Annotated in this window: 1 protein-coding gene; it reads right to left on the bottom strand. The window is 74.5% G+C overall.

Translation table 11 applies throughout. From position 1 onward, the window contains the following. Positions 1 to 17 precede the first annotated feature (17 nt). A complete protein-coding gene (locus OG892_RS20845) occupies positions 18 to 26,321 on the bottom strand; it encodes a lonely Cys domain-containing protein (protein ID WP_371629942.1) in 26,304 nt (8,767 codons plus the stop codon).

The following is a 26,321-nucleotide window of genomic DNA, read 5'->3' as shown; positions in this document are numbered from 1 at the left end:
AGCTCCTCGCTGGGAAGTTAGGCGCGGTCGTCCAGTATGCGGCGGAGCTTTCCGGCCAGGGAGCCGGACGTGTCCAGGCCCCGCGCGCGGAGCCAGGCGTCGATCAGCCGCTCCAGCCGCTCTTCGGTCAGGACCCCGTCGTCGGGGCCGGACAGGATGTCCGGGCTCAGCGCCTCCAGGATCTGGAGGACTTCCTCCAGGGAGTTCTGATGGGCCGCCAGCCAAGCGATCACGGCCGGGTCGCCCGGCGGATCCGGTGCCTCCGGGTCGCCCGGGAGGTCCGGCGCCGTGCCCAGCGCGTGTTCGTCGGGGAACCGGCCGTCCGTGGCCACGTGTGCGCGCAGCTCCGCCTCGGTCAGCGGGGCGATGCGCCAGTAACGGCCCCAGTTGCCGGTGTAGTCGAGCTCGGCCGGCTCCGGGCTGCCGCTCCGCCGCAGACGGTCCAGGACGAGCTGGGAGCCGCGCATGATCTCGTCCAGGGAGTGGTGCTCCGCCTGCAGCATCTCGGCCATCACCCCGAGCCGCACCAGGCCCAGATCGACGTCCAGGCCCCATGCCTCGCGCATCTTCGCGGCCTGCGACATCAGCCGGTGGGCCGATCCCGAGGTGCCGGCCAGGACCAGGCTGCCGTCCGCTTCCGCGTCGGACTGCACGGGGGTGCTCATCGCGATGTGGAACCGGTTCGTCCCCGGGATCCACGGGAGGTCCGCCTGCCCCGTCAGGGCCAGGTCCGCCTGCCCCGTCAGGGCCCGCTCGGCCTCGCTCAGCGGCGGCGAGAGGTCCTCGGGGCGCACCGGTGTGCGCAGCGTCCGCCCGGCCTCGTCCACCAGCGCCTGCTCGCCGGGGGTCCGGTCCGGCCGCCCGCTCAGCGCCGTGTAGGCCGTCATCGCCGCCGACTGCGGCCTCGACGCCCGGTATTCGGCGGTGATCACCTCGGGGTTCGGGTCTGGGCTGCCCAGCAGGTCCGAGATCAGTCCGCCGTGCCCGTCCGGCGACTGGGCACCGATCCACAGCATTGCCATCCGCTCCCGCAGGTTGCCCGACTCGACCACCGCCAGGAGCCGCTCCCGGCCGGTGCCCACCGCGCCGTCCACGGTGGGGTCGTCCGAGCCCAGCTCCGACCAGCGGCCCACCGCCGCGGCCCGCTCCCACAGCTCGCGCACCATCACGCCGAGCTGGGCGTTCGCCGCTTCGTGACCGCCGAGATACCGGCCGAGGCGCTGCTCGAAACGCTTCGCCTCCCGCGCGTAGCGGATGCGGGTCAGGACCCACTCCGGCGCCGGACGGGCCGTCAGCAGGTCCCGCACCGGGAGCGGCGCGCCGGTCAGGGCGTCCGCCACCCGGCGCAGCCGTGCCTCGCTCCCGGTGGCGGTGGCGGTGGCGTCCGGCCCGTCCGGCAGTCCGGCGAGCAGGCGGTCCCCGTCCCGGACCAGGAGGGCGGCCGGTGTGCCCGCGGTGGGTTCGCCGTGGAGCGTCGTCGTGCCGTCCGGGCCCGCCACGGCCACCGCGACGCCGAGCCCGCGAGCCGCCGCCGCCACGAGCGGCACCAACGGCACGTCCACGCCCTCGCCCCCGTAGGAGGGGTCGCTGAGCAGCGCCCGGAGACGCTGAACGGGGTCCGGGGAGATCCGTGCGGCCGGGAACCGGTCGCCCAGCAGGATCGCCTCCGCACGCTGATCGACCGGGAGCGCTACGCCGATCCGGTCGAGGAGACCCAGCGGAAGGCTCCGGCCCCCGTCGAGCGGCTCCACCGCCACCTCGGTCACGTCGTCGGCGGTGAGGGTGCGGTCCAGCCAGTCGCGGAACTCCCCGGCGGTCTCGACGCCCGCCGCGCGCAGCGCGTCGGTGGCCACGTACCGGAGGGCGAACAGCAGCGTGTCCACGCTACGGTCGCCCTCTCCGGGCGACTCGTGGAGCGCGAACACGGTGCCGCCGAACTCGACGGAGTCCGGTCCGGTACGCCGGTAGCCGGGCGCGGGAGCCTCCGACGGGGCCGTCCGCGCTGCCGCCGTACCGTCGGCGGAGGTGTCCTCGTCGTACGTCCGCGCCGGGGCCCGGGTCTCCTCGTCGGCGGACGGCTGCCCGGTCCCGAGGTCGAACAGTTCCCCGTCCGGGTCCGCGAACTCGGCGGGGGTGAAGGGCAGCGGGCCGTCCTGCGGCAGCGCGGCGAGGCTGTCCGGCACCGGGGTCGCCTCCTCCACCACCTCGCTCAGCATCGGGGGCCGCTTCTCGGTGTGGACGAGCCGCCGGCCGACGACGTCGAACCGCATGCCCGGCGGATACAGCGCCTCCCCCTCCGACAGGTGCTTGAAGAAGGGCACGCCGTCGCGCGCGGTCGAGTCCCTGATCTCGATCAGCTTGCGGTGCGAACCCGCGGGAACGGACTTGTCGCCGAGTGCGAACTCGACCGCCTCCCCGATCACGAGGGAGGCGCTCCGGAAGAACGCCACGTCGATCGTCCCCTCGCCGTACATGGGGCCGTTCACGTCCGGCGCGTCCACGGGCCCGGGCGCCCCGCGCTCGCCCCACCAGGCGGTCCGCCCGACGGGGGGCAGGATGTCCAGCGCCTCGACGGCCATGTCGATGTGCAGCTTCAGCTCACCGTGCAGCCGGTCCGCCATCGTGTCGACGCGGCGCCGCAGCCGGGCCAGCTCCGGGCTCGGCGCATCGAGATCGGGCAGTTCGCTCAGTGCTTCGTAGAGCTCGGTGAACTCCGGCCGGCTCACCAGGGTGAGCGGGGGCATGTCCAGCTCCTCCTCGCGTGCCGAATCCAGGATGTAGCGCCAGGTGTGGAAGCGCACCAGATGACGGCTGACGCCCTGTCCGAGCCGCTCCCCGTTGAGCAGCGCCTTCATCAGCCGGTAGTCGTACGAGCTGTAGAGGTACAGGGCCGTCATATGGGCCGGGGTGAGCCGTCGGAGCGCCTCGACGCCGCGCTCGCCGTGCCGGTTCAGCCACGCGGACATGGCGAGGAGCCTGCCGGTGGGCCGGGGCGGGAGTGCGCCGTCGAGCGCGGCGTCGGCCATCGCGACCAGCGCGTCGGGCACGTCCATCGTCCCGGTGACCTCGAACGGGAACGACATCCGCTGCTGGTACATGACCTGGTGCGGCGGGGCCAGGGCGTCGAGCGCGCCGCTGTCCGGGTCGGCCGGCAGCAGCCCGCTCCCCAGGAAGTGGCCCACCGCCCAGGTGTGCAGCGAGGCGCCGTCCCGGGTGGCGGCGGCGCGTTCGTCCGCGGTGCCCATGCCGATCAGGTGGGAGGCGCGCAGCACCTCGTGCAGCGACTGCAGGTCGCCCGGGATCATCCAGGCGGCCAGGGCGGCGCGGAACGCCGGCAGCACGGTCGGCGGCAGGTCGAGCGCGGCGGCCATCCGCAGCAGGCGCAGCGCGGGGCCGCGCTCACCGCCCACCCGGCGGAAGCCACGGCTGTCGTGCACCGCGCGGTAGGCGCTGTCCGCCGTGAACCGGCCGAAGCCGCCGCCGGCCCCGGCGAGGGCCTCCTCGACCTGGCGGGGCAGCTCCCGGCCGGCGTACGCGGCGCGCAGGAGGACCCGCATCAGGCCGTCCAGCGCCTCCGGGCCCGCAGGCGTGCCGAGCAGCCGCTCCAGCTCGGCGACCGGGTCCTGCGGCGCCTCGTCCGGCGCGAAGAAGGCGCGCTGTGCGGCGTCCTCCCCGTGCCGCTCGGCGAGCACCGCGTACACCTCGCGCACCACGTCCCCGACCGCCTCCGCGAGTTCGGGGGCCTCGCTCAGCGCCTCGGCGAGGGAGTCCTCCCAGTCGACGGCGGCCCGCCGCCACTCGCGTTCCCGGTACAGGCCGGTGAACCGGGCGGTCTCCGGGGCCCCGGCCGGCTGCCAGGACGACACCGCCCAGGGCGCTTCGGCGAGCCGCTCCGGGCCTGCGTCCGGCGTACCGCCCGTGACGTTGAGGTGGTCCCGCGCCGGACGGCTGAACGCGGCGCGCCCGCCGGGGCCCGCGTCCGGGGCCGGTGTCCTGGGGCCCTGCCGGCCGTCCGGGTACTCGGTCACCCATACCGTGGCTTCCCCCTCGGCGTCCTCCAGCAGGTGCGGCAGCCCGTCGGACACCGCCGCACGGCCCACCGGCATATGGACCGGCAGCCCGGACCCGTCCGCCATCCGCCTGGCCCGCGCGCGGGCCTCCGCCTCGCTGCGCGGTACGTCGCCGGGGCCGCACGCGAGCACCGTCACACTGCGGGCGCCACGCTCTCGCGCCGAGCGCAGGAGCCGCCCCGCGTACGTACCGTCGTCCCGCCGCACCCCGCCGTCCTCCGTGACCAGGGCGAGTCCGTCGGGGCCACCGTGCGACGCGAAGAAGAACGTGCCGTCGGCCGTGCCGCCGCCCGGCAGCGTCCGCTCGGTCGCGACCGGCCGGTCCTCGCCGTCCCGCTCCCACGACACGAAGCCCCGCGCGCCTCCGAGCCGGGCGTACTGCTCCTGCCGGACCGCCCAGTCCGCGTCGTCGAACGACGCCACGCCGATGAGTTCGCCGTCCTGCCCGTGGATGGGCCGCAGCACCGGCGCGGGCCGCTCCCCGGACTCGGCGGCGCCGGTCGAGGGGCCGATGCCGAACAGCTCGTCCGCCGGTCCGGCTTCCGCGATCCGCCGGGCGGCGCCGGGCATCCGGTGACGCGGGGTCACCTCCGTTGCCTCCACGGACTCGTAGGGCTCGGTGCGCGGGCCGCCCGGAACGACCGTCCGGGTGGAGACGCCGAAGGAGGCGCCCGGCGGGTACAGGGCCTCGGTCTCCAGCGGCAGCACCACGAACGGGCTCACCTCCCGCGCCGTCGAGCCCGCCACGTGCACCAGCCCCCGGTGCGCGTCCCCGGGGACGCCCTTGCTGCGGTGCATGAAGCCGAGCGCTTCCTCGCGTACCAGCGCCGTGCTGCGGAAGAACGGCATCGTGATCCCGTTCCCGCCGTACACCGGTCCGTCCGCCGGCGGCTCGCCCAGCGCGCCCGGCATCCCCCGGTCGCCCCACCAGACGTCCCGGTTCAGCGGGGGCAGCAGCTCCAGGGCCTCGATCGCCATGTCGACGTGCAGCGGCAGGTCCTCGTACAGCGCGTCGGCCATCGCGTCCAGGCGTCGCCGCAGGCCGGCCACCTCCGGGGTCGGGTCCTGGAGGTCGTCCACGTCCCACATCGCGTCGAACAGGGCGGTGAACCCGGGCTGCTTGCGGAGCGTCATCGGCAGCAGGTCGGCGGCGCCGACCTCGGCCATCTTCCGGGTCATCGTCCAGGTGTTGAGGCGCACCAGCCGGCGCCCCATGCCGGGGCCGAACCGCTCGCCGTTGAGGAACGCCTTCATCTGCCGGTAGTCGGCGCCGCTGTAGAGGTGCACGGCCGTCAGATGGGCGGGGTGCAGCCGCTCCAGGGCCTTCCTGCCCTCGTCGCCGTAGCGGTTCAGCCAGGTCCCGAGCGCCCGGCCCCGGTCGGTGTCGGGGAGCGGGTCCCCGGCGAGCGCGGCGGCGGTCAGGGCCACGAGGTCGCCGGGGAGGGCGAGCCTGCTGCGTGTGATGTCCTGGCCGAACGTCATGCGCTCGGCATACAGGGCGCGATGCGGCGGTACGAGCGGTTCGGCGGGCGGGGTGTCCGGGTCGGTAAGGGGCGCGTCGGTCGCCGCCGCGGTGGCCGCGGCCCAGTTGTGGAGGCCGGCGCCGTCGCGCAGCGCGAGGTCGCGTTCCTCGTCGGTTCCCAGGCCGAGCCGGTGGGAGGCGCTCAGGATCTCCGGCAGCGACTGCAGATCGGCCGGGACCGCCCAGGCGATGACCGCGTCGCGGAACGCGAGCAGCTGTGCGGGGGAGGCGCCGAGCGCGGCGTAGGTCCGCAACAGCCGCAGCGCGGGCCCCCGGTCACCGCCCACCCGGCGCAGGCCCCGGCTGTCGTGCACCTCCCGGTACGCGCTGCCCGGCGCGAACCGCGCGCGCCGGCCGGCCGGCCGGGACAGGGCTTCGGCCACCTCGCGCGGCAGCCCCGGACCCGCGTACGAGGCGTACGTGAGCGCGCTCATCAGTTCGTCGACGGCGAGCGGCCCCGGGGGCAGCGCTAGCAGCCGCTCCAGCTCTGCGGCCGGGTTCCCGGCGACCGCGTCCGGGGCGAAGAAGGCCCGCAGGGCAGCGGCCTCGCCGTGGCGCCCGGCGAGTTCCCCGTGCATCCGGCGCACCGCGTCACGGACGGACTCGGTGAGCCCGGCGGTCCGGCCCAGGTGCCCGGCGAACGCGAACTCCAGGGCCACCCCGCGCCGTCGCCACTCGCGGTCCCGGTACATGCCCGCGAACCGCACCGCGCCCGGCGATCCGGCGGGCCGCCAGGACCGCACCGCCCAGCCGGGGCCGGAAGCGGTCCCGGTGCCGGAAGCGGTCCCGGTGTCCGCCTCCGAGGCGTTGTCCGGGGCGTCCTGCGCGGCGTTGCCGGGGGCGTTCTGCGTGGCGTTCTGCGTGGCGGCCGGGGACACCGGGGCGGCGTTGATCCGGGCGGGGGACGGATAGCCGATGCCGGACCGCTCGTCCCTCTCACCTGGGCCGGTGCCCGTGCGGACGGCGCCCTCCGGGACGGTTCCGGGAGCGAAGTGGAACGTGCCGACGCCGGACTCCCGCCGGGCCTGCGGCGCCGGCCAGGACGGCTCCGGGGCAGCGCCCTCGGGGCCCGGGAGCGGCTGCGCCGCCTGCGGGGCGGAGGTGGCCGCCGCGGTGCCGAAGACGGTGAGTGCGGCGTCGGTGGTGGTGCCGGGGGCGGCGAACTGCCGGACGGTCCCGGTCCACTGCCCCGGGTTCTTGGTGGCCGGGTCGGGGAGGGCGAGGATCACGAGTGGGGTGGCGGGATCGGGCGCGTTCAGCATCATCGGCGCGTCGTAGCCGAAGGCCGGACGTCCGGTGCGCTGGGAGAACCGCTGCGGCAGCCCGTCGGGCAGCGCCCCGGGGCCGGTGGTCAGGAACAGCACCGGGGTGTTCAGCGGGACCGTGTTCAACGCCGGGTCCATCGCCATCAGCGCCAGGAACTCACCCTCAGAGACCTCGACGGGAGCCCGCCCCGGCAGATGCAGCACGAGGGAACCGGCCCAGTCCACCTCGACCACGCTCAGCAGCGGCATGGGCCGGTCCGGACCCGTCCAGACCGGCTGAACCGGCTGTGTGACCGTGCCGTTGGGCCCGTGCGCGATCCGCCGCACCCTGCCCCAGTCGACCCCGGCGGGCGCCGGCGTACCCGACCAGTTCACACCCTGGACGTTCGGCCCCTGCCGCAGCAGGGCCGCCGGGCCGAAGGCACCGGCCTCCTTCAGATGACGCGCGGCCAGCAGATCGTGATCGGAGGCGTCCGCGCCCTCCGCGATCGCCTTGGCCGTCAGCTTCCACAGGGTCTCCTGCCCGGCCCGGTCCCACACTGCGCCCACATTCAGATGGAGAACCTTGCGGCCCATCGTCTCCCGGTCGGCGGGCGGCATCGAGCGGAAGATCTGGGCCGTACGGGTCATGGCCCAGAGCGTGGAGGCCGCGTGCCTCGGAGTGAACGGCGCGCCGGGCGGCAGCGACTGCACGTACCGCATCTTGTCCATGCCGTTCTCACTCATGTGCTTGAGGGTGAGATCGAGCACCGGCGCGGGTATCTCCTCCGTCAGCTTCGCGGCCGGATCGGCCGCGATCCGGGCCGCGGCGAAGTCGAGCAACGCCACGTACCCGGCCGGAGCCGGAGCCTTCCCGCTGTGCTCCTGGACGAAGAAGGCCCACATGTCCAGGCGGAACGGCGTCAGCCCGCTGATCGCCGGATCGTTCGCCCGCATCCGCTCCAGCGCGCCGATCCCCTTCAGCACCCGCTCGTACCGGCCCCCCACCACGCCGCGGTGATCCTCGATCACGTTGCCGAACACCTCGCGCAACGCCCGTACCAGCCGCAGCGTCGTGGCCCGGACCTCCGGCGACGCCTCACCCGTGCCGAGGTGCAGTCCGGCTTCCCGCGCCAGCTGGTCCAGCTCGTGGTCCAGTGGCTCGGGACGGGCGACGACCCGGCGGCCGCGTTCACCGTCGGCGCCCTCCAGAGCCACCCGCATGGTGTTGTCCATGCCGGTCTGCCTGGTGCTGCCCTCCGTCTCCATCCGGCTCAGATTCGCGACGTGCCCGATGAGCGGGATGTCCTCCAGCGGATCGTCGATATGCGGCGCGGGCGCGTACGAGCGCTGCTGCTGCCTCGGGTCGCCGTCCGTCGCGCTCCAGCAGATCTCCAGATGCATCCGGTGGCCCGGCGGCAGCTCCCGCACCTCGCGCAGGCCCGTGATGTACGCGGCGGCTTCCCGCTTGTCCAGCAGCACCGTCCGGCCGTCGAGGAGCGGCAGCCGCATCCGGCCCGGATAGCCGTGCGCGGCGAAGAGGTACACCGCCGAAGCCATCGACACCGGCTCCGTACCGGTGTCCTGGTAACCGGTGTCGGCGTGGGTCCGGTGCACCAGCCGGCGCATCTGGCGGAAGATCCGGAAGCGCTTCTCCCGGGATCGCAGCGCGTCCCCCTGCGCGACCGCCAGCCGGCCGTACCGCTCATTGCTCTCGTCCGCCAACGGCCGCGTGTCCACCTCGCTGTCGCGGAACACCGTCCCGTCCATCGCGGTCCACCGACGGTCCTCGTACGACGTGTTCGCGGAGGGGTCGACCGAGATCCACAGGCCGATCGGCGCGTCCGGATCGCGGTCGACCATCACCACGACGTGCGCGTCCCCCGAACTGTCGGCTATCAGGCGCCCGTCACCGCTGGGGCCCCACACCCTCCGCCCCAGCCGGTCGGCCACCGTCCGCAGCGTCCGCTGGTACTGCGCCCCCGCGAACGGAACGGCCAGCACCACCGGCACGTCCTTCGCCAGCTTCGTCAGCTCGGGATCGGCCTCAAGTGCGTCGGCCAGCCCCTCGGCGTCCAGCACCCGGCCGTCCGGCAGGCGCACCTGCCCGCTCTCGCCGGCCGCAGAGACCACGTACGCGTCCTGCGGCCAGGGCGCCGCCTCACTCGACACCTGCTTGGGGACGTCGCCGGCCCGGGTCTCGATGACCCGTACCTCCGGCAGCACCCGGCTCACGGACGCCGTCTTCCAGCTGCGCCCCCGCGAAGGGGCGGGCGATGCGGAGGACGTGGAAGTCTCGGAGGACGCGGCAGGCCCGGCGATCATGGTCCGCGCCGAAAGGATGTCGTCGTTCGGTCCCGTGAAACCTCCGGTCACGGCCGAGGGCACGGCAGGGGTCACCGCGGCGGTCTCCGCAGGGGCCACCGCGGGGGTCTGCGTCGTGGGTCCCGGCGTCGGCCCGAAGAGGGACATCTCCGCGTCCGGCGCCGCCCCGCCGCCGACAGCGTCCGGGGTGGCCCCGTCCCAGGCCCGCACGCTCTGGTACCGAGGAGTGAGCCGGAGTCCGGACAGCTCCAGATCGGCGCCCACCGCACCCGCCGCCTCGACCAGCAGGAACTGCAGAGCCACCGGCAACGGAGGCATCGGCTGCCCGCGATCGGCGAAGTACGCGCCGGTCGCGGACCGCAGAGCGCTCCAGGTCAGCAGGGACTCCGAGCCGTTGGCCGCCCGCACCCGGTCCAGCGCCCAGAACCCGCCCAACAGCGCCTCGAACGCCGCCCGGTCGTCCTCCAGCAGCGGACCGTAGACCAGCCGGATCGCCCGCACCCAGCGCCGGACGGCCGGAGCACGCCCGCGGTCGCCGGTCACCCGCTCCGCGAGCCGGGCCAGTTCGGCGGTGGACGGCTCACGCCGGAAGCCGACCCACCAGTCCCCCTCCGCCAGCTGCCACCGCGTCGGCGCACCTCCCTCACCCGGTACGAGGACCGGCTCCCGCCCGCTCCCCGTCCCCCACACCCAGCGGTCGAAGCCGTCGGAGAGCACTTGGCCCGGGAGCGGGACCTCCAGCGGATCGGCTACCGGCGGACCCGCCAGATCGGCCCCCGCCACCACCACGGCCGTCTCGGGCAGCGCCGCCGTCAGATCGCCGTCCACGGCGAACAGGAGGTCCACGATCCGCGCGTAGTCGAAGGCCGCGTCGCTGCCGTCCGACAGCGCCAGCACGGCGCCCCGGGCATCGCCGCGAAGGCCCACCAGCCGCGCCTTGGCGAACGGCAACGGCTGCAGCGGGCTCTCCAACGGCACCGGCCCCCGCCGCACCAGCGTGAACCCGCCCGCGTCCGGCATCGCCCCGTAGGCATGCCGGTGAGCGTCCTGCCAGTCCTGCACCGGCCGCGAGGACAGCCCCACGGAGCGCCCGTCCGCGCCCCGGTGGGTGACCGTCAGCACCCGCTCCAGCAGGACCCGGGTCCCGTCGAGCGCGACGATCTCCGCCTTCCACTCCAGGACCGGCGGCGTCCGCCCGGGATCGGCCAGGATGCCGAGGGCGCCCCGCGCCGAATCGACAAGTGCCCGAAGCCTCGGCTGATGCTGCGGGGGGAGGCCGTCGATGGCGTCGGACGCCTCGTCGACGGCCGCCCGGAGCGCCCGGTGCACGGGATCGTCGGCGGGCAGCGGGGTGCCCAGGGCGTAGGCGCCCAGCGCGCGGGCGGTCCGCTGGCTGTCCTCCACCGACATCAGCCTGTTGGCTCCGCCGCCGGCCCGGGGCAGCCCCGCCAGCAGGGCCATCTGCACGAAGGCCGCAAGGCCCCGGACCACCGGGTTCTCCACGATCCGCCCGATGGACTCGCGCAGGACGTCCTCGGGCAGCGGGGCCGCGTACATCTGCGCCCGCAGATAGGCCTCCCGGCTGAGCCGCGACAGCTCGGCGACGGCGCGCCTGATGTCCTCGGACGTCATCAGCGGACCGTCGTAGCCGAAGTGCCGCAGTTCGGTGAGGACCAGCGGGATCGCCAGCCTGCCGTCGTCGGTGTCCAGGGTCGGGTACTGGTCGTCGTCCATGTCGACCATCTGCTTCTGCGTGACGGTCCGGCCCTGCGAGGTGCGTCCCGTCAGTACGGAGGTCAGGTGCTCGCGGGGGGAGGGCACGTCGCCGATGGTCGCGTCGAAGAACCCCGGGAAGAACGGCTCCCCCGGTGTGACGGCCTTCCGGTAGAGCTCCAGGAGTTTCGCGAGCGTGGCGGCGACACCTGTGCTGATGCCGTCGTGGTGCTGGTCGAGGAGTTGCCGGCTGCGCGGCCGCAGGGCCCGCAGGACACGGTCCAGCGAGGGCCGGGACGCCACCGCCAGGGCGTTCTTGACCATGAACGGGGCCGGGCCCCGGTTGAGGATGACGCCGGTCGGCCTGGCCACGGTGTGGGCGAAGCCGAAGCGCAGATAGCCCCACATGTCGTCGACGTCCGGTATGACCGCGAGGAAGGGAACGGCCACGTCGGGCACGTCCTCGCGGCCGGTGAAGTCGCGCAGCACCTCCGAGAGGGCCTTCATCCCGAATTCCCGGCTCGACCCGTCCACAGAGCCGAAGGGCCCCGGCGGCAGCCGGTCCGCCGCCTGGTCCTGGAGCACGCTCAGGCCCAGGGCGGGCAGTCCCGTGGTGGGCTGGACGTAGGAGAGGCTCGTCCTGACCGGGGTCGGGCCGACCAGGATGCTGTCACCGCGCTTTGTGGTGGTCCAGCCGTCGCCGGCGGGGAAGAGCTTGGCCAGGGGGATCTCCTTGGCCGCGCCGGGCTCGTCCCTGGCGTCCAGCGCCCGCTCCATCCTCCCCAGCTTCGCCAGCGCACTCTCCTGGGACTGCCTCCGCTCGCCCGGCAGCACCGCCATCGGCTCGATGACGATCTCGCCGATGAGATAGGAGGTCTGGGTGGGCTTCGGCGCTCCCGGTGGCAGCGCGGGGTACGTGAGGTGCAGCCGCCCGTCGGCGGTCCGCCAGAACCCGCCGTGATCGGTGACGATCTTGAAGCCGGGGGCAGTGGCCAGCACCAGCTTGGGGGGAAGGTCGCCGCCCCCGCTGATCAGGAACACCTGGCGCTTCTCGACCTCCAGGCCGATGGCGCCGTAGCCGCGCACGGGCGCCGGGTCGAGCAGAGCGGCCGCCGTCGACGACGACTGCGCGAACACCTCCAGCGCGTGCTCCACGGCCTTCCCGGCGGGGTCGATCACCAGCGCCTGCCCGTCGGACGGCGAGACCCTCGGCGGGAACGCCGACACCTGGCGGTCGGCACGGGCCGACACGTCCACCCACACCACACCGTCCGGCCCGCCGAGGTGGTACGCCGCCCACGCGTGCCCCGGCGCGCCGTCCTGACGCCGCGCCAGGACGAGCCCCACGGCGCCCGGCCCGGCCGCGCGGACCGCGTCCGCCACCGCGCCCCACGACCGCACCCCGCGCCACCCGGGCCCGGCCACCAGCGAGGACGCCGGGCCGGAGCGGATCGCCGAGCCGTCCAACGTGACAGCGGGGCGCACACCCCGCGGATACAGGCTGTCCCGCAGGTCCCCCAGCAGCGTCAGGCACCGCTCGACGGACATGCGCCCCGCCGGCTCCCGGTCCGCCACCTCGCGCACCTTCCGCCTCAGCTCCGCACGGCTGAGCACCGGAAGGGGCGCGAGGGGAGCCGTCAGGGCCGCGCGGGCACGCTCCCGCGCCTCGGCACCAGCCTTCGCGGCGGCGGGCCCGACCGGGTGTCCGGGCGCCGGGGCGGGGCCGTGGGGCTGCGGCACGAGCGCGTCCCCGGCCGTGTCCCACATCGCCCGGAAGCCCGCCCAGACGTCCTCCTCCTGCCGCGGGTTGGACTGCCAGGGATGGAAGCCCCTCGGGTCGGGGCCGTACAGCTCCCGCAGCAGCGGCAGCAGCTTCGGCTCGTGCTTACGGACCCACTTGGTCCCGTTGTTGCGGGGCAGGCCGGTGTACGGGTCCGTCCCGGCGTTCGTCGAGAGGTAGACGTTGGTGAGCTGGGCGAAGTACTCGAACTCGTCACGGGAGGAGTAGTTGCGGTGCGTGCCGGAGTCGTCGTACAGCGACCCGTCGGGCCAGTCCGTGAAGCTGCCCTTCCGCGTCTTCTCGCCGAACGCCTCTGTGATCAGCCGCCGCTGGCTGCCGGTCAGCCCGTAGCGGTGGACGGCGTGCGCGAACTCGTGGGTCGTCGTGGAGTAGCCGTCGTGGTGGAGGCCCGCGCCCGGCACGCTCGTGGTGCCCCCCAGCAGGTTCTCCTCTGCGGCCGCGACCTGCCTGTCGAGCTGGACGCCGCGCTCGGTGTCGAAGGGGCGCGAGTCCTCGGTCGACTCCCCCCGGACGGTGCGGAACGCCTCCAACGAGGTCATGGCCGCGTCCTTCGGGACCACGATCATCCGCGCGCCCTCGTTCAGCATCCGCTCCGCCGCGGCGGGCGAGCGCAGCATCCGCGCCACCTGGGCCCGCGCCTCGATCCCCGCCGAGACGTTCAGGTCGACACCGGCCGGGACATCCACCATCAGCAGCGCGGCCGTGCGGGCGAACTCGTCGGCGGGCAGGCCCCGGCGCAGGGCCGCCACCAGCTCCCGGTCCGCGGCCAGGGCCTCGCGGTCCCGCTGTGACAGCGGCAGCAGCCGGGCGGTCCGCTCCGGCCCGGCCATCGTGGGCAGCAGACCGGCCAGGGCGGCCAGTTCCGCCGCCGGCAGCGAGGGCCGCACCGTCGTCGCGGCCGGGGGCGGCGGCGCCACGGCGGGCGCGGCGGCAGCGGCCGCCGTCCGCTCCTGCGGCGGCGGCGCGGGCAGGGGCTGCCCGCCGAACCGGCCGGAGCGGGTCGGCCGGGCGGGCGCAGAGGACATGGAGCTCAGCAACGACGGCTCCGTGCCGCTGCCCTCCGCGCGGCGGGCGGTCTCCAGGGTGCTCACGAGGCCGGGCAGCCGCCCCCACGCCTCGGTGTGACGGCGCGCCTGCTCGCTCAGGTCCTGCCGGGCCCCGGTCAGGTCCCGCTCGATGCCCCGGACCTCGTTCCGGATCGCGTCGCGGGCTCTGGTCGCGCGCCGCAGGGCCGCGTCCGCCCGCAGCAGCGCACGCTCCGCCCGGGTCACGTCCCCGTCGGCGCGGGCGAGCTCCGAGACGAGGGGGCCCTCCTCCTCGCGGGCCCCGTCGAGGGCCGCGTTGGCCTCGGCGGCCGCCTCGCGGGCGGCGGTGAACTCGCGCTCGTACCGCAGGCGCTGATCCCGGGCGGCCATCCCCTGCTCCCGGATGGCGTCGGCGCGCTCCTCGGCCGCTTCCAGTGCGCTCTCCCGGTCTGCGGCGGCCTGGCCGGTCACCGGGGAGGTCTCGTCGAGCCGCTCAAGGCGCTCCACCTCGGCCAGCGCCCGCTGCCACGGCTCCCGCAGCCCCTGCTCCTCCTCGTCGGCGGCGTCGTGCAGTGTCCGCGCGTCGCGCCCGGCCTGCTCCAGCCGCGCGATCTCCGTCCGCGCGTCGGCGATCCGGTCCCGGACGCCGTCGAGCTCCGCGCGGGCGGCCTCGGCGGTCCGGACGGCGTCGGCGCGGGCCAGGTCTGCGGCCCGGTGCGCGGTGGTGGCGGTGTCCACGGCACGGCCGGCGGACTCCAGGGCCCGCAGCGCGCCGGGCTGCCGGCGCGCCGTCACGTCTTCCCGGTACCGTGCCGTCGCCTCGGCCCGGACCGCGCGGAGGTAGTTGCCGACGTCGTCCCGTATCCCCTCCCAGGCGCCCCGGGTGGCCTCGGTCGCATCGGCGAGGGAGCCGTCGGCGGCGAACGGCCAGTGCCGCAGCCCCTGGTCGGTACGGACGACCAGTTCGACCGGCCGGCCGGCCAGCGCGGCCGTGCGGGAGCCGACGAACAGGGCGCGGGCCAGGCGGGTGCCGTCCGGATCGGGTCCGAGCGCGAGCCACAGCTCCGCCGTCGCATCCTGCTCGTCGATGCCGTCCGCCAGCACCCCGGGCAGCTCTGTGACCGGATGCCGCGTCCAGTCCCGAAGATCGTCCGCGTCCTGGCCGGCGAGCATCGCGGGCACGTCGTAGATCCGGGGGCCCGGCCTCGGCCCGGCGACACCGAAGCCCAGCACATCGCGTTCCCACAGCCGCACGGTGAGGCTCCCGGTGACGTACCGGGTGCCCTCGGGACCGGTCACCGTGATGACGGTGTCGACCAGCGTCTCGTGGGCGTGCGTGCCGCGCCGGTCGGCGGGCTCGGCGGCGGTGCCGGTCCGCACGCTGGTGAACCGGGAGGCGGAGGCGTTGCCGCCGGAGGTGTTGGTGTGGGGCTGCTGCGCCAGCAGCGGGAAGGTCAGGCCGACCAGCTGGGAGTTGCCCTTCGGCAGTCCGAAGTTGCTCTGGTGGTTCAGGCTCAGGGCGAAGGAGCTGCCGGCCGACGAGGTCGTCGCGGAGGTGCGGACCTGCCTGCGGACCCGGTCGACGGCGCCGTCGCCCGAGTCCGAAGCCGAGCGCGGGTTGTACAGGGCGATCTCCAGGGACGGCGCGGTGCCGGGCCCCTGGAGCGGCCAGCTGCCGGGCATCGTGGTGGTCAGGCCGGCCGCAGTGCGCGCCGGGTCGAGGCTGACCTCCCCGGACTGGATCAGCTCGCCCAGGCGGACGGCGACGGCCTCCGCAGAGGCGTTCGCGGGCAGGCCCCAGGACGCGGCCGTGCGCGGGGCGACCTGGAGCAGCGCCTGCATCAGCTGCGGTACGGCGTTGGCCTCGTGCACCGGCGTCGGCCCGGTCGGCAGCAGGCGCGCGTCGCCCGCGAACGGCAGTGTGCCCAGAGCGGCGGCGTCGGCCGCCGACAGCCCCAGCGGGTGACGGGTGAGCAGGGCCGGGGGCCGGGGACCGGCGTGCTCACGCGGCTCCGTGGCCTCGGAGCCGACGAAGCGCAGTCCGGTCGCGACCGGGACCGTGATCGTGCGCTCCGGCCGGCCGTTCAGCAGGCGGTGGATCCAGGTGCGCACCCGCTGGGCCACATCGCCTTCGAGGCCGGACAGGTTCAGGAGTCCGCCCTGGAAGACGCCGCCGGGGATGTTGGGCGGCCACTCCCACACGAGCTGGGAGCGGACCGTCGCGGTGACGCGGTAGTCGAGCTCGAAGTCGGCGCCGAGTGCCGTACGCGTCCAGAACCGGTCCTCCGTCGCCGTGTCGGTACGGGCGGTGCGGGTCCTGGCGGTGGTCAGCCCGAGGGCCGGGCCCTCGCGGTCGGTGCGCCCGGTGGTGCCGGGCCTCGGGTAGCGGGAGATGACGTTGACATTGAGCTGACGGGTCCTGGTGACGCCGGCGGCCGTGGCCCTCGCCTGCGGGATGTGGGTGTCGACCTGCTCCAGGCCGCTGCCCTCACCGGCCGGCCGGCCGCGTACGTCGCGCAGGGCGGGCGTCTGCAGGATCGGCTCGGCGCGCAGGGTCACCTCGACCAGCCGCACCCCGCCGAACGCGCTGTGGATGAAGTGCAGGCGCGTGTGGCCGCCGGGGCCGCGTCCGGGCAGGGCGCGCAGTCCTGCGGGCCCGGTGCGGCGGGCGATCTCGCTCTCCACACCGGGCAGGTGGGCGGCGTGTCCCGGCCGGAGGGAGCCCGGCGCCTCGCTCTCCACCAGGGCGGTCAGCTCCCGGCCCAGCCGGTCGCGCCGCTCCCTGCGGTTCGCCGTGTCGTCGAGCTGGGTCACGGAGAGCACGCCCGCCTTGCCCAGCTGCCGGCTCCGTACGAAGCGGGCGGGAAGGGGGACGGCGGGCAGGGGCGGTGTCAGGGCCGGGATGCCCGCCATGCCCTGGAACCACCGCGCCGCGCGGGCCACGCTCTGCGCGGGAGCCACGTACGTCACGCCGCGGGCGAGGTCGATCGCGACCGTCACCGGTTCGAAGCTGCCCAGGCCCAGGGCGTTCCCGGCCACGTTGCGCACGCCCCACTTGACCGTCACCAGCAGCGTCACGTCGTTGACGATCCACAGCTTGTCGCCCGTCTCCTCCAGGGCGTGCGTGACCTTCGTGGTGGAACCCACCGTGCTGGTGTCGTCGGTCCGGCGGGAGTGGCCGTAGCGGCCGATCGGGTTGGCCTGGTGAACCAGCCGCTCGGGCGCCGGAGGCGGCGCCTGCACCGCGGTGACCTGGAAGGTTCCCTGGTGGACGCGCCCGACGGCACGCTGCCGGCCCGCGGTGTCACCGGAGTTGACGTCCTGCTCCGAGTAGAGCGACCCGGAGCCGAGCGGCCGGGGGTTGGTCAGATAGCCCCTGATCTCCAGCGTCATGGTCCGGTCCGCCGCCATGCCCGGCAGGGTCAGGCCCTCCACCACGTGCACGCCGTCCAGGATCTGCGCGGCGCGGGCGATGAGCTGGGACGGGCGGATCGCGCCCTGCCGGGCCTCGGTCGCCAGGGTCCCCTGGTCGTTCAGCGAGGCTCCCGCCACGGCGACGGACGTCCACTTGTAGGTCGCCGCCGCCCCGTCGGCGGAGGTCCTGGCCGCCCAGGTCACCGGCGTCGCGGCCCAGCCGGCGGCCGCGCCGACCCGGTTGACGGCACCGGTCAGGCTCGCGGGCAGCGCCTCCTTGACCGCAGAGCCCCGCCTGGCGGTCTCCGTGGCGAGGTCGTTCAGCTGCGCGGAGGCACGCCGTACCGCACGCCCCACCGCCCCCTCCTCCGGGTGCCCCGGGTAGGTCCCCGCGATGATCTGCCCCAGGGCCTCCGTCAGGGCGGCGGTGCCCCGGAAGGTGTCCACGAGCGCCCCCACCGGCAGCTTGGTCACCCCCGGCAGCGGGTGGCCCCGGTCATCGACGCGGTCCAGGCGGCGGTAGTCGTCCGTCGCCCCGCCGTCGGTGACCGGTTGCCGGATCACGTGTCCCGCCCTGGGCGCGGCGGGCACGGGGACGCTGTCCGGGGTGCGGGTGCGGTAGTGCGGCACCAGCACGGTCACGGTGCCAGGCACGGTGTGCGGGACGGCGCCCGCGACCGGCAGCACGATCCCCTCCGCGTCCTCGGCGCCGTCCTCCGCGTCCGCGCCCGGCTCGTCGGCGAAGCGGACGAGCGGGTCGTCACCGGCGCCCTCGTACAAGTCGAGGGCGAGCCTGGCCGGTATTCGGAAGAGTTCGCTGCCGTTCGCGCTGGTGAGGATGAACTGGTCGTACGCGACCGAGTCACCGGTGTTGGAAGCGTCCGTGAGCTGCTTGGTGCCCAGGTACTCCGGGCCCGGGTTCAGCGCCCAGGCGCCGTCCGCCACGGGTATGCCGAGCGCTCCGCCGCCGCCCAGCGAACCGCTCAGCGCGGTGCCGCGCTGCCGCCCGCCGCTCGCCTCGTGCGAAGTGAGTCCGACGTGGTGGACGTCTGGCAGCCTGCGCTCGTGGACCGAGGGGCGGGCGGTGTCCCCGGTGGCGGAGAACCGCAGCTGCACCCGCCGGGTGCCCGTCAGCGTGTTCGGCCGCTCGAACCACACCGGCTGCCCGCCGTCCACCGCGTCCGCCAGCGCCGTGGCCAGGCCGAACCGCGAACGCATCTGCGCCAGCCGCCGCACGTTCTCCAGCTGCGCCAGGACCAGCGGCTCGTCCAGCCGGAACGGGTTCGTCCTGCCGCGGGCTTCGGCGGGCGGCAGGAACCCTTCCTGTCGCAGCCACGTCTCCGCCCGCGCGAACATCTGCTCCGTCCCCTCGACCTTCAGGGGGGTCTCGGCGTATCCGACGCTCTCCAGGTTCTTCAGGTGCTCGGGAGGCTCCCGCAGCTCCTCAGCCGACGGCGGGGTTCCGCGCATCGTCGTCCGTTGGGCGATCCGCAGCCGCAGGCCGTCGTCCCACGGCCCGAACCTGCCGGTGACCCGCCCGCCGCCGGCCCGGTGCAGCGTCACTTCGTAGGTGACGCGGGCCGAGGTGAGCACATGGCTGCTCTTGGAGCGCAGCCCGTGCGTCATCGTCGTGCTCTCGACGGTGTTGAGCGCCTCGTTCACCTGCCAGTTGACCCCGGCCCTGCCCAGGAAGTTCCCACCGAACGACTCCGTGGCACGAGGGTGTCCCGCGCCGCGGTCGGTGGTGAACGTCGGCCCGCCCGAGACCTCGGCCCCCACGCCGGCGGTGAACTTCGCCGACCGGTCCAGGGTGGAGGTGTGCGTGAGCCACGTCTCCAGCAGGGCCTTGCCCTCGGGGCTCTTGCGCAGCGGCTCACCCGGTTCGATCCGCGCGGTGAGCTGGAGCATGCCGATCGCGTTGCCGTCCTTGTCCAGCAGCGTCGTGGAGGACACCCCGCCGTCGATCTGGAGCTGCGGAGTGCCGCGCAGCATCTGCTCGTGCAGAAAGTTCTCCAGCGCCCGCTCCGAAGCGGCGGGCAGGTCGCGCAGGTCCGCGAAGGCGTCGTCCGCCAGGACCTCGGTCAGCAGCCGGCGCGGTTCGCCGACGCTGTCGACACCCCACAGCGGCAGGTCGCCCACGTCACCGGGTTCCGGCAGCTCTTCGCCGGTGCCGGGGTCGTCGAACGCGAGGTGCTCGTGGAACCAGATGGTGAGGGCACCGTGCGACTGCTCGGGCTGCCAGTTGCCGACCGCGTCCTCGCGGTCCGTGTCCACCTGGACCTGCCACTGCCCGTCGACGTCGATCGGGTGGGCCGGGTCCTCGGCCTGCTGCTTGTTCAGGACGAGGAACGTCTCGCCGACGGTGATGGACTCCGCCAGCTGGTTGTGCGTCGCCGTCAGGTTCAAGGTGCCGTCCAGCCAGCGCAGCGGGCCGGTTCCGTCGGTCGGGAAGACCGCGGTCCAGGGGAGCGAGCCGGTACGGAAGGTGCCCGAGCCCTCCGCGTCCGAGGACATCTGTCCGCCCGAGGCCCGGTACTCGACCTGCATGCCGGGCAGCGTCGCCGGGAGCTGGTCGCCGTTGTGCCCGTACTTCGCCGACCGCACGGCACCGGTGTAGGCGAGCCGTACGTCCACCGACCGGTCCCGGCCGTCGTGCCGGACGGTGATCCGGTGGCCCTGCCGGCTGCGCAGGTCGGGCCGGTTCAGCTCGACCTCCTCCGCGCTGAGCACGTCGCTCAGCGTGGTCCGCAGCTCCTGGCCCGCCGCGCTGTCCGGATCGGCCCCGAGAGCCAGGATCACCTGCCGGTGCAGTCCGTCCAGCACGGAGTCCGGGGTCGGCTCGTGGATGACGAGGCCGATGTGCCCGTCGTGCCGGGTGCCGTGCGCGCGCACGTACTGCGACAGCTCACGGTCGACGTTCGCCTCGGCCGGCGGTGCCACCGTCGGCGCGGGGACGACCGTGGCGGCGGTGCGCGAGCTCTCGGCGACGACAGCGGGCACCGGCACGGCCGGGCGGTCCCCTCCGGCGAAGGTGTGGATGGTGCCCTGTTCGTCGGAGGTGCCGGGCAGGACGGCGGGCTGCCCGGTCTGCCAGTGCGCCGCCGACTGCGCCGGGTCGCCCGCCAGGACGATGACGTATTCGTTGCGCGCCGCGTCGAGGACCGGGGCGCTCGGGAGCTCGGAGAGCACCGTCGTGCGCGCCGTGCCCGAGCGGCCCGCGACGTGCCGCGCCAGCCCGGCGGGGTTGCTGTGGGTGCCGACCATGAGCAGCGGGACGGCCAGCGCGAGCTGCCGGTGCACCCGGTCGTGGCGCAGCAGCGCGGCGATCTCGCTGCCCGACACCCACCGGCTCGAACCATCCGGGAACGGCATCGACACGTGGCCGTTCACGCTGTCCGCGTAGATCACGTACGCGTCGGCCGGGGAGCCGGACGGTCCGCCCGGCCAACCCGGGGCGTACGGCGTGCCGTTGCCGGCCGTGCCGTCCGGCGAGAGGACGTATCCCTGGGTGTTGATGTCGCCGGTGACCGGCCGGCCGGTCCAGTTGCGGCCCATCGCCACACCACGGGTCATGAGCTGGGTGCTGTCGTCCAACGCACCGTTCCGCACGAGGTCCCACGCGGCCAGATCCGCCGGGTCCGAGGGATCGAACCCCGTGACGGCGGCGCCCGCCATCAGCCACAACAGCCGGTCCCCGGCCGCCTCCGCCGACAGCTCGGCCGACGCCGGCAGGTGCAGTACCTTCCTCGCGTACGCCACCGGGTCCGGCACACCGCGCAGCGCCTCCGCGCCCTTGACCGTGCCCCACACCAGCCGGCTCACGTCCGCCTGTGTCACGGCCTGCCCGGGAGGCAGCCGCAGCACGTCGGCGGCGAGGGCGGAGAGGTCCTGCCCGCCCAGCCGCCTCAGGGCCCAGTCGAACGACGGCAACTGCGTGTACCCGTGCAGCGTCAGCTGCCCGGCCGCGGCCTCGTCCGCCCTGCGGGCCGCGTCGTGGAGCACGGCACGGATCTCGTCGGGCGTGGGCGCGTCGTTGCCGGTGCGCTGATGGCGCGCGTGCACGACCAGGTGCAGATGGTGCAGGGTGAACGGGCCCGCCACCCGCAGGTGCGGGTCGGCCCGGCGCATGTTCTCCAGCGCGCCCGCACCCCGCAGCAGCGTCCGGAACTCCGGGTCCGCCGCCACCTGCCCGCCGAACGACCGGCGCAGCGCCCGCACCAGCCGCGTCGTCGCGTCCGCGTCCTCGGGCGACACGGGTCCTGCCCCGGAGTGCAGCCCCGCCCACCGCGCCGTCCGCGCCAGGTCGGCCCCCCGCGGCTCGGGGGGAAGCAGCACCTGCGCCCCCTGCTCGCCCGAGGGCCCGGCCATCGCACCCGCCTTCGGGCCCGCGGCGCTGCGCTGGTACGCGTGGACACGGTCCACCGCCAGCACACCGGCGGTGCTGCCGTTCGCCACCCCCTGGGCGTACGACGTCATGCCCAGCACATCGAAGACGTACGGGGGTGTCGCCGCGTCCGTCAGGTACGGCAGGTCCTCCGCCAACGCGTCGGCCCAGCACGACCCCAGGTCGATGACCGCGCCGGCGCCGAGCTTGCGCATGCTCGGGCGGCGGCTGATGAAGCGGCCCGTCTCCACGCCGTCCACCTGGACGGGCGGACGGCCGTCCGTCACCTCCATGACGCCCCGCATCGGCATGCCGTGCTGCGAAAAGCGGTAGACCGGCCGCCCGTCCTCCAGGAGCGGGACGGCGGTACCGATCTCCCGTGACGTCACCGGATCGAACTGCGAGAACCCGGAGACCTCGTCGAGGGCTTCGAGGACCGGCTCGTTGGTCACGAGGTCGGCATCCGACATCGTGACGCGGCCGACCGACCGGCCCTCTTCTGCGATCGTCCGCGACTTGACCGCGCTGTCCGGGATCACCGTCCCGTCCAGGGCGGTCACGAAGCCCTCGTCCACGACGCCGTCCGGGCCGAGGTCGTCCGCGTCACTGCCGAACCAGCCGCCGAGCGGCACGTTCCGCGCCCGCTGGTTCTCGACGACGATCCTGCTGAACCCGGTCTCCGCGTCATGGACCAGTGCCACCTGGCCGCTGTGCGCCCAGATCCCGTTCCGGCCGGTCCTGAACGCCAACGACCGCGGCATGACCAGCCCCTGGTCACCACCGCGGTTCAGCACCAGCACCACCGGAACGCCCGGCGGAAGCCCGGCCAGCCCCGGATCACGGGCCACCAGCTCCACGAACTCGCCCCACGGGACCGACAGCTCACCCTGGCCCCAGGGGATCAGCACCTGTTCGTGATCACCCGTCGCCGCGACCACGTACGCACCCGAATCCGTGTCCCACAACGGTTCGATGGGGCCCTGGAACCGGCCGTCGCGCCGCTGCCACACCTCAGAGGTGTTCACGACGCCCACCGGCCGGTCCGTCAGGTTCAGCCCCTGGTACGAGCCGTCCGCCAGGACGATGTGCCGCCCGTGGTCCAAGGCGCCCCCGGCCGCCAGGTGGTAGGCGCCCAACGACGCGACGCTGGAGGACCATCCGGCGGCCATCGCGTTCTCCACCAACGTGAACAGCTCGGCATGGAGGCCGGCGGACACCTGGACAGCCGCCGGGACATGCAGCACGCGCCGGACCAGGCCGTCCACGTCGAAGTCACCGCGGGGATCGTCCAGCAGCGCCAGCCGCTCCAGCTCGGCGGCGGCCCGCGAGTGGTCCGGCGCCGCCGGGGAGAACCCGGGCGCACCGCCGGGCAGCCGCGGCGCGAGCCCCAGCTCACGCCGTGTCCGACGCGCCAGGTCCGCGCCCGAGACGGCGTCCGTGCCGTGTACGGCGAGGTGTTCGGCCACCTTCCGCACGGCAGCGCGCAGTTCGGCGTCCGCGTGGCGGGAGTCGGCGAGTACGGGGTGCAGCTCCAGCGGCAGCACCAGCGACACCGCCCGCCCCCAGGCGTCGGCCGGGTCCGTGCCGGTCGGGACTCCGGACGCCCGGAACGTCGCGAGCGCGAAGTCCTCGTAGGCGGAGCGCCAGGTGCGGCGTGCGGCGCGGGCCGCGACGGCGTCCAGCGCCTCGCTCCAGGGACCGGGCCGGTTCATCAGCACCCGGACGTGGCCGACGGGGTCCAGTCCGCTGTCCTGGACCCGCACGGATCCGTTCAGCTCGGCCTGGAGGGCGAGGCCCCCGCCCGGCGTCACCCCGCCGGCGGTCAGCTCCGCGGCGGTGACGGTGCCGTCGGCCGGCAGCCTCGGCGGGGCTCCGGTCAGGTCGTCGGCGGTGATCAGGGCGGCGGTGCGCCGCCGTTCGGATTCCGTACGGCGGACCCTGGGCACGATCGCGGCGAGCGCGGCGTCGGCGGCGGCATCCGCGCCGAGGTCGCGCAGCCGGTCCACGGCCGCGTCGATCCGCCGCCGGCTCCGCTCGACGTCCTGCCGGGCCTCGTGGAACCTCCCGGTGTCCTCGTTGCCTCCCCGGCCGCTGCCGACCCGCCTGCTGAGCAGGTCCGCGGTCCGGGCGGCCCGGTTGAAGGCGGTGAGGGCGTCGTCGTGGTCCCGGAGCGCCTCGTCGATGGCGAGGGCGACCGGGAAGATGTCGCTGATGCCGTCCGGGGCCTGATCGGCGGCGAGGTCCGTGCCCCGGTCCACGCCCTTGCCCTTGGGGCCGGGCTCCTGGGCCTGAGCGGGCGCGGTCTCGGTCTCGGGCGCGGTCTCTTCGGGAGTCGGCGACGCGGCCGTCTCCGGCCGCCCTTCGTCCTGCCCGGCCAGGAACGGGACGTCCGTGCCCGAGGTCGTCCGCACCGGGGCGGGCGGCGCGATCGGACCGGGTGCCTCCGGGACACCCCGGGCCGGGCGCCCCTGTCCGGTAGCGGCGGCGGCACCCGCTTCGGGACCGGCCCGGCCGGTCGACGGCGGCTGCGCGGGGGCGGCCGACTGTGCGTTCGGAGCCGCCGTCGCGGGCGGGGTCGGCGTCGGCGCGGTCGTCAGGGGCGTGACCGGTCCGGTGGCTGCCGAAGGATCGTCGGAGGAGGTGCGGAACCCGTCCGGCCCGGCGGGCAGCGGCTCCGGCACGGACGCCCCGGGCCCGGTGGCCGTCTCCCCGTCGGCATCGGCGGGGAGCGGTTCCGTCCCGGTCTGCGGCGGTGTGCCCGGTTGCCCGGGACCGTCGGCGGGATCCGGTCGGCCGTCCTGCTCGGTGACGCCGTCCTGCTCCGTCAGGTCCGTGCCGTGCTGCTGACCGTTCTGGTCCGGCGGACCGGGCGACCGCTGCGACTGGTTCCCCGTACCGGACGTGCCCTGCGAGGCACCGGGCGCGGGCGCGGGCGCGTTCGGGCCGGCCGGCGTACCCACGGGCGTCACCTGCGGGGCGGCGCCCGCATCGGCGTCTGCGTCGACGTCGGCATCGGCATCGGCATCCACGTCGACATCGACATCGACATCCGCGTTGGAGGAGGACGGTGCGCCCCCCGGCGTGGCGGGCGCGCCCTTCGGCGTCGTGAGCCCCTCGGGAAGGTCACCCTGCGAACCCGGCACGTCCGAAGTCCCGTCGGGTGTCGTACCGGGCGCGAGGTCGGGCGACAGGTCGGGCGTCTGCTCCGGCGACAGGTCCGGCGACAGGTCCGGCGTCGTGAGGTCGGTGTCCGTGCCGTACGGGGTCGGGGAGGTGCGCCCCGACGTAGGCCCGGTAGTCGACCCGGACGGCAGCGGCGCGAGGTCGGGCTGGGACGAGGACGGGAATGTGGAGGGGGAGGTTGTCGACGGAGAGCTGGACGGGGAGGGAGGCGGCAGGTACGGAACCTGTGACCCGGTCGTGCCGGTCACCCCGGTCACGCCGGTCACGCCGGTCACGCCGTCGAGGACGTCCGGACTGTTGAACCCGCCGGTGCCGCCCGTGGTCCCCGTGCCGATCGGCGAGCGCGTGCCGGGCCCGGAGGTACCGGAGCCCCCGGTGGGCGTCGGGTTCAGCGCGGCCGGAGGCTTGTACGGCGCCGGAGGCGGCGCCAGGTTGATACCGCTTCCTATCCCGCCCGGGAAGGTGGTCGAGACGGTCGTGTTGGGGAGGGCGACCGCCGGACCGGGGGTGAACGCAGTGTTGTTCACCGCTGACGGGACAGGGCCGGCCGAGGACCGCACATTGGGACCCGCGGTCCCGGAGGGGCCAGAACCGCCGCCGCCCAGTGGACTGCCAGGTGCGGGAAGGTTGTTGAGATCGGTGAACTGGTTGTTGTTGTTGAAGTAATTGTTGAAGACGATCGCGGCCCCGCCGCCGACGGCAAGGCCCGCACCCACGTCGAACAGGCCACTGGTGCCCGACCCGACGAAGGTCTGCCAGTTGAAGCTCCAGTTGTCGTAGAAGGCACCGTTGATGATGACCTCGGCCGTACTCTCGGCGGCGCCCGAGACCACGAAGACCGTGACGACGGTCGGCGGACCGTTCACCAGCCCCTTGAACAGCAGGCCGTCCGGCTTGAAGTTGAACTTGTTGAACACGTCGTCGAGCAGGTTCTTGAAGTAGTTCGTGAACGGCTTCAGGAACATGTCGAAGATCCCCATGAACGCCCCGGTGAGCGCACCGAACGCCCCCGCGACCCCGACGTCCTTCCAGTCGATGCCACCGGGCCTGCGGCCACCGGTGTTGAGACCGATCTGCGCGAGGCGGACCGCCAGCGTCTGGATGGCCTCCTCGATCGCCTCGCTCAGGGACGGCGCGATGTGCGTCATGCGCAGCAGCCGGTCGATGATCATCAGGATCGCGAGCTTGCTGCGGGCCCTGGCCAGGAACATCTGCGACACCGACGCCCCGCCGGTGAACGCCATCAGTGCTGCCAGCAGCGCCAGTTCGGCGAGCAGCATGATGATCTCGGAGATGATCTCCCACTTCGATCCCTGGATCGACTGCGAGTAGGTGACCTGGCCGTTGGCGAGCTCGTCCAGCTGGAAGAGCAGTTTCTGGACGGGATCGTTGCCGCCGGGCTCATCGGTGAGCATGCGCACGCTCTCGATGTACGGCTGCGCCACCTCCGGCGGCAACGACTCCTCGACCAGCTGGATGGTCTCCCGCGCGGCGGAGCGCAGGTCCATCAGCCCCTTCTGCAGGGCAAGGTAGAGATGACGGCTTTCCCACGCCAGATTCTCCCTGGCCTGCAGGGGCATCTCGCCCAGCAGGATCCAGAGCATCGTCTTGACGTCAGGTGGAAAGTCGATCTCGTCCAC

The organism is Streptomyces sp. NBC_00341, from assembly GCF_041435055.1.
Taxonomy (GTDB): domain Bacteria; phylum Actinomycetota; class Actinomycetes; order Streptomycetales; family Streptomycetaceae; genus Streptomyces.
The sequence above is the reverse complement of the archived record's forward strand: the minus strand, read 5'-3'. Positions and strand labels throughout refer to the sequence as shown.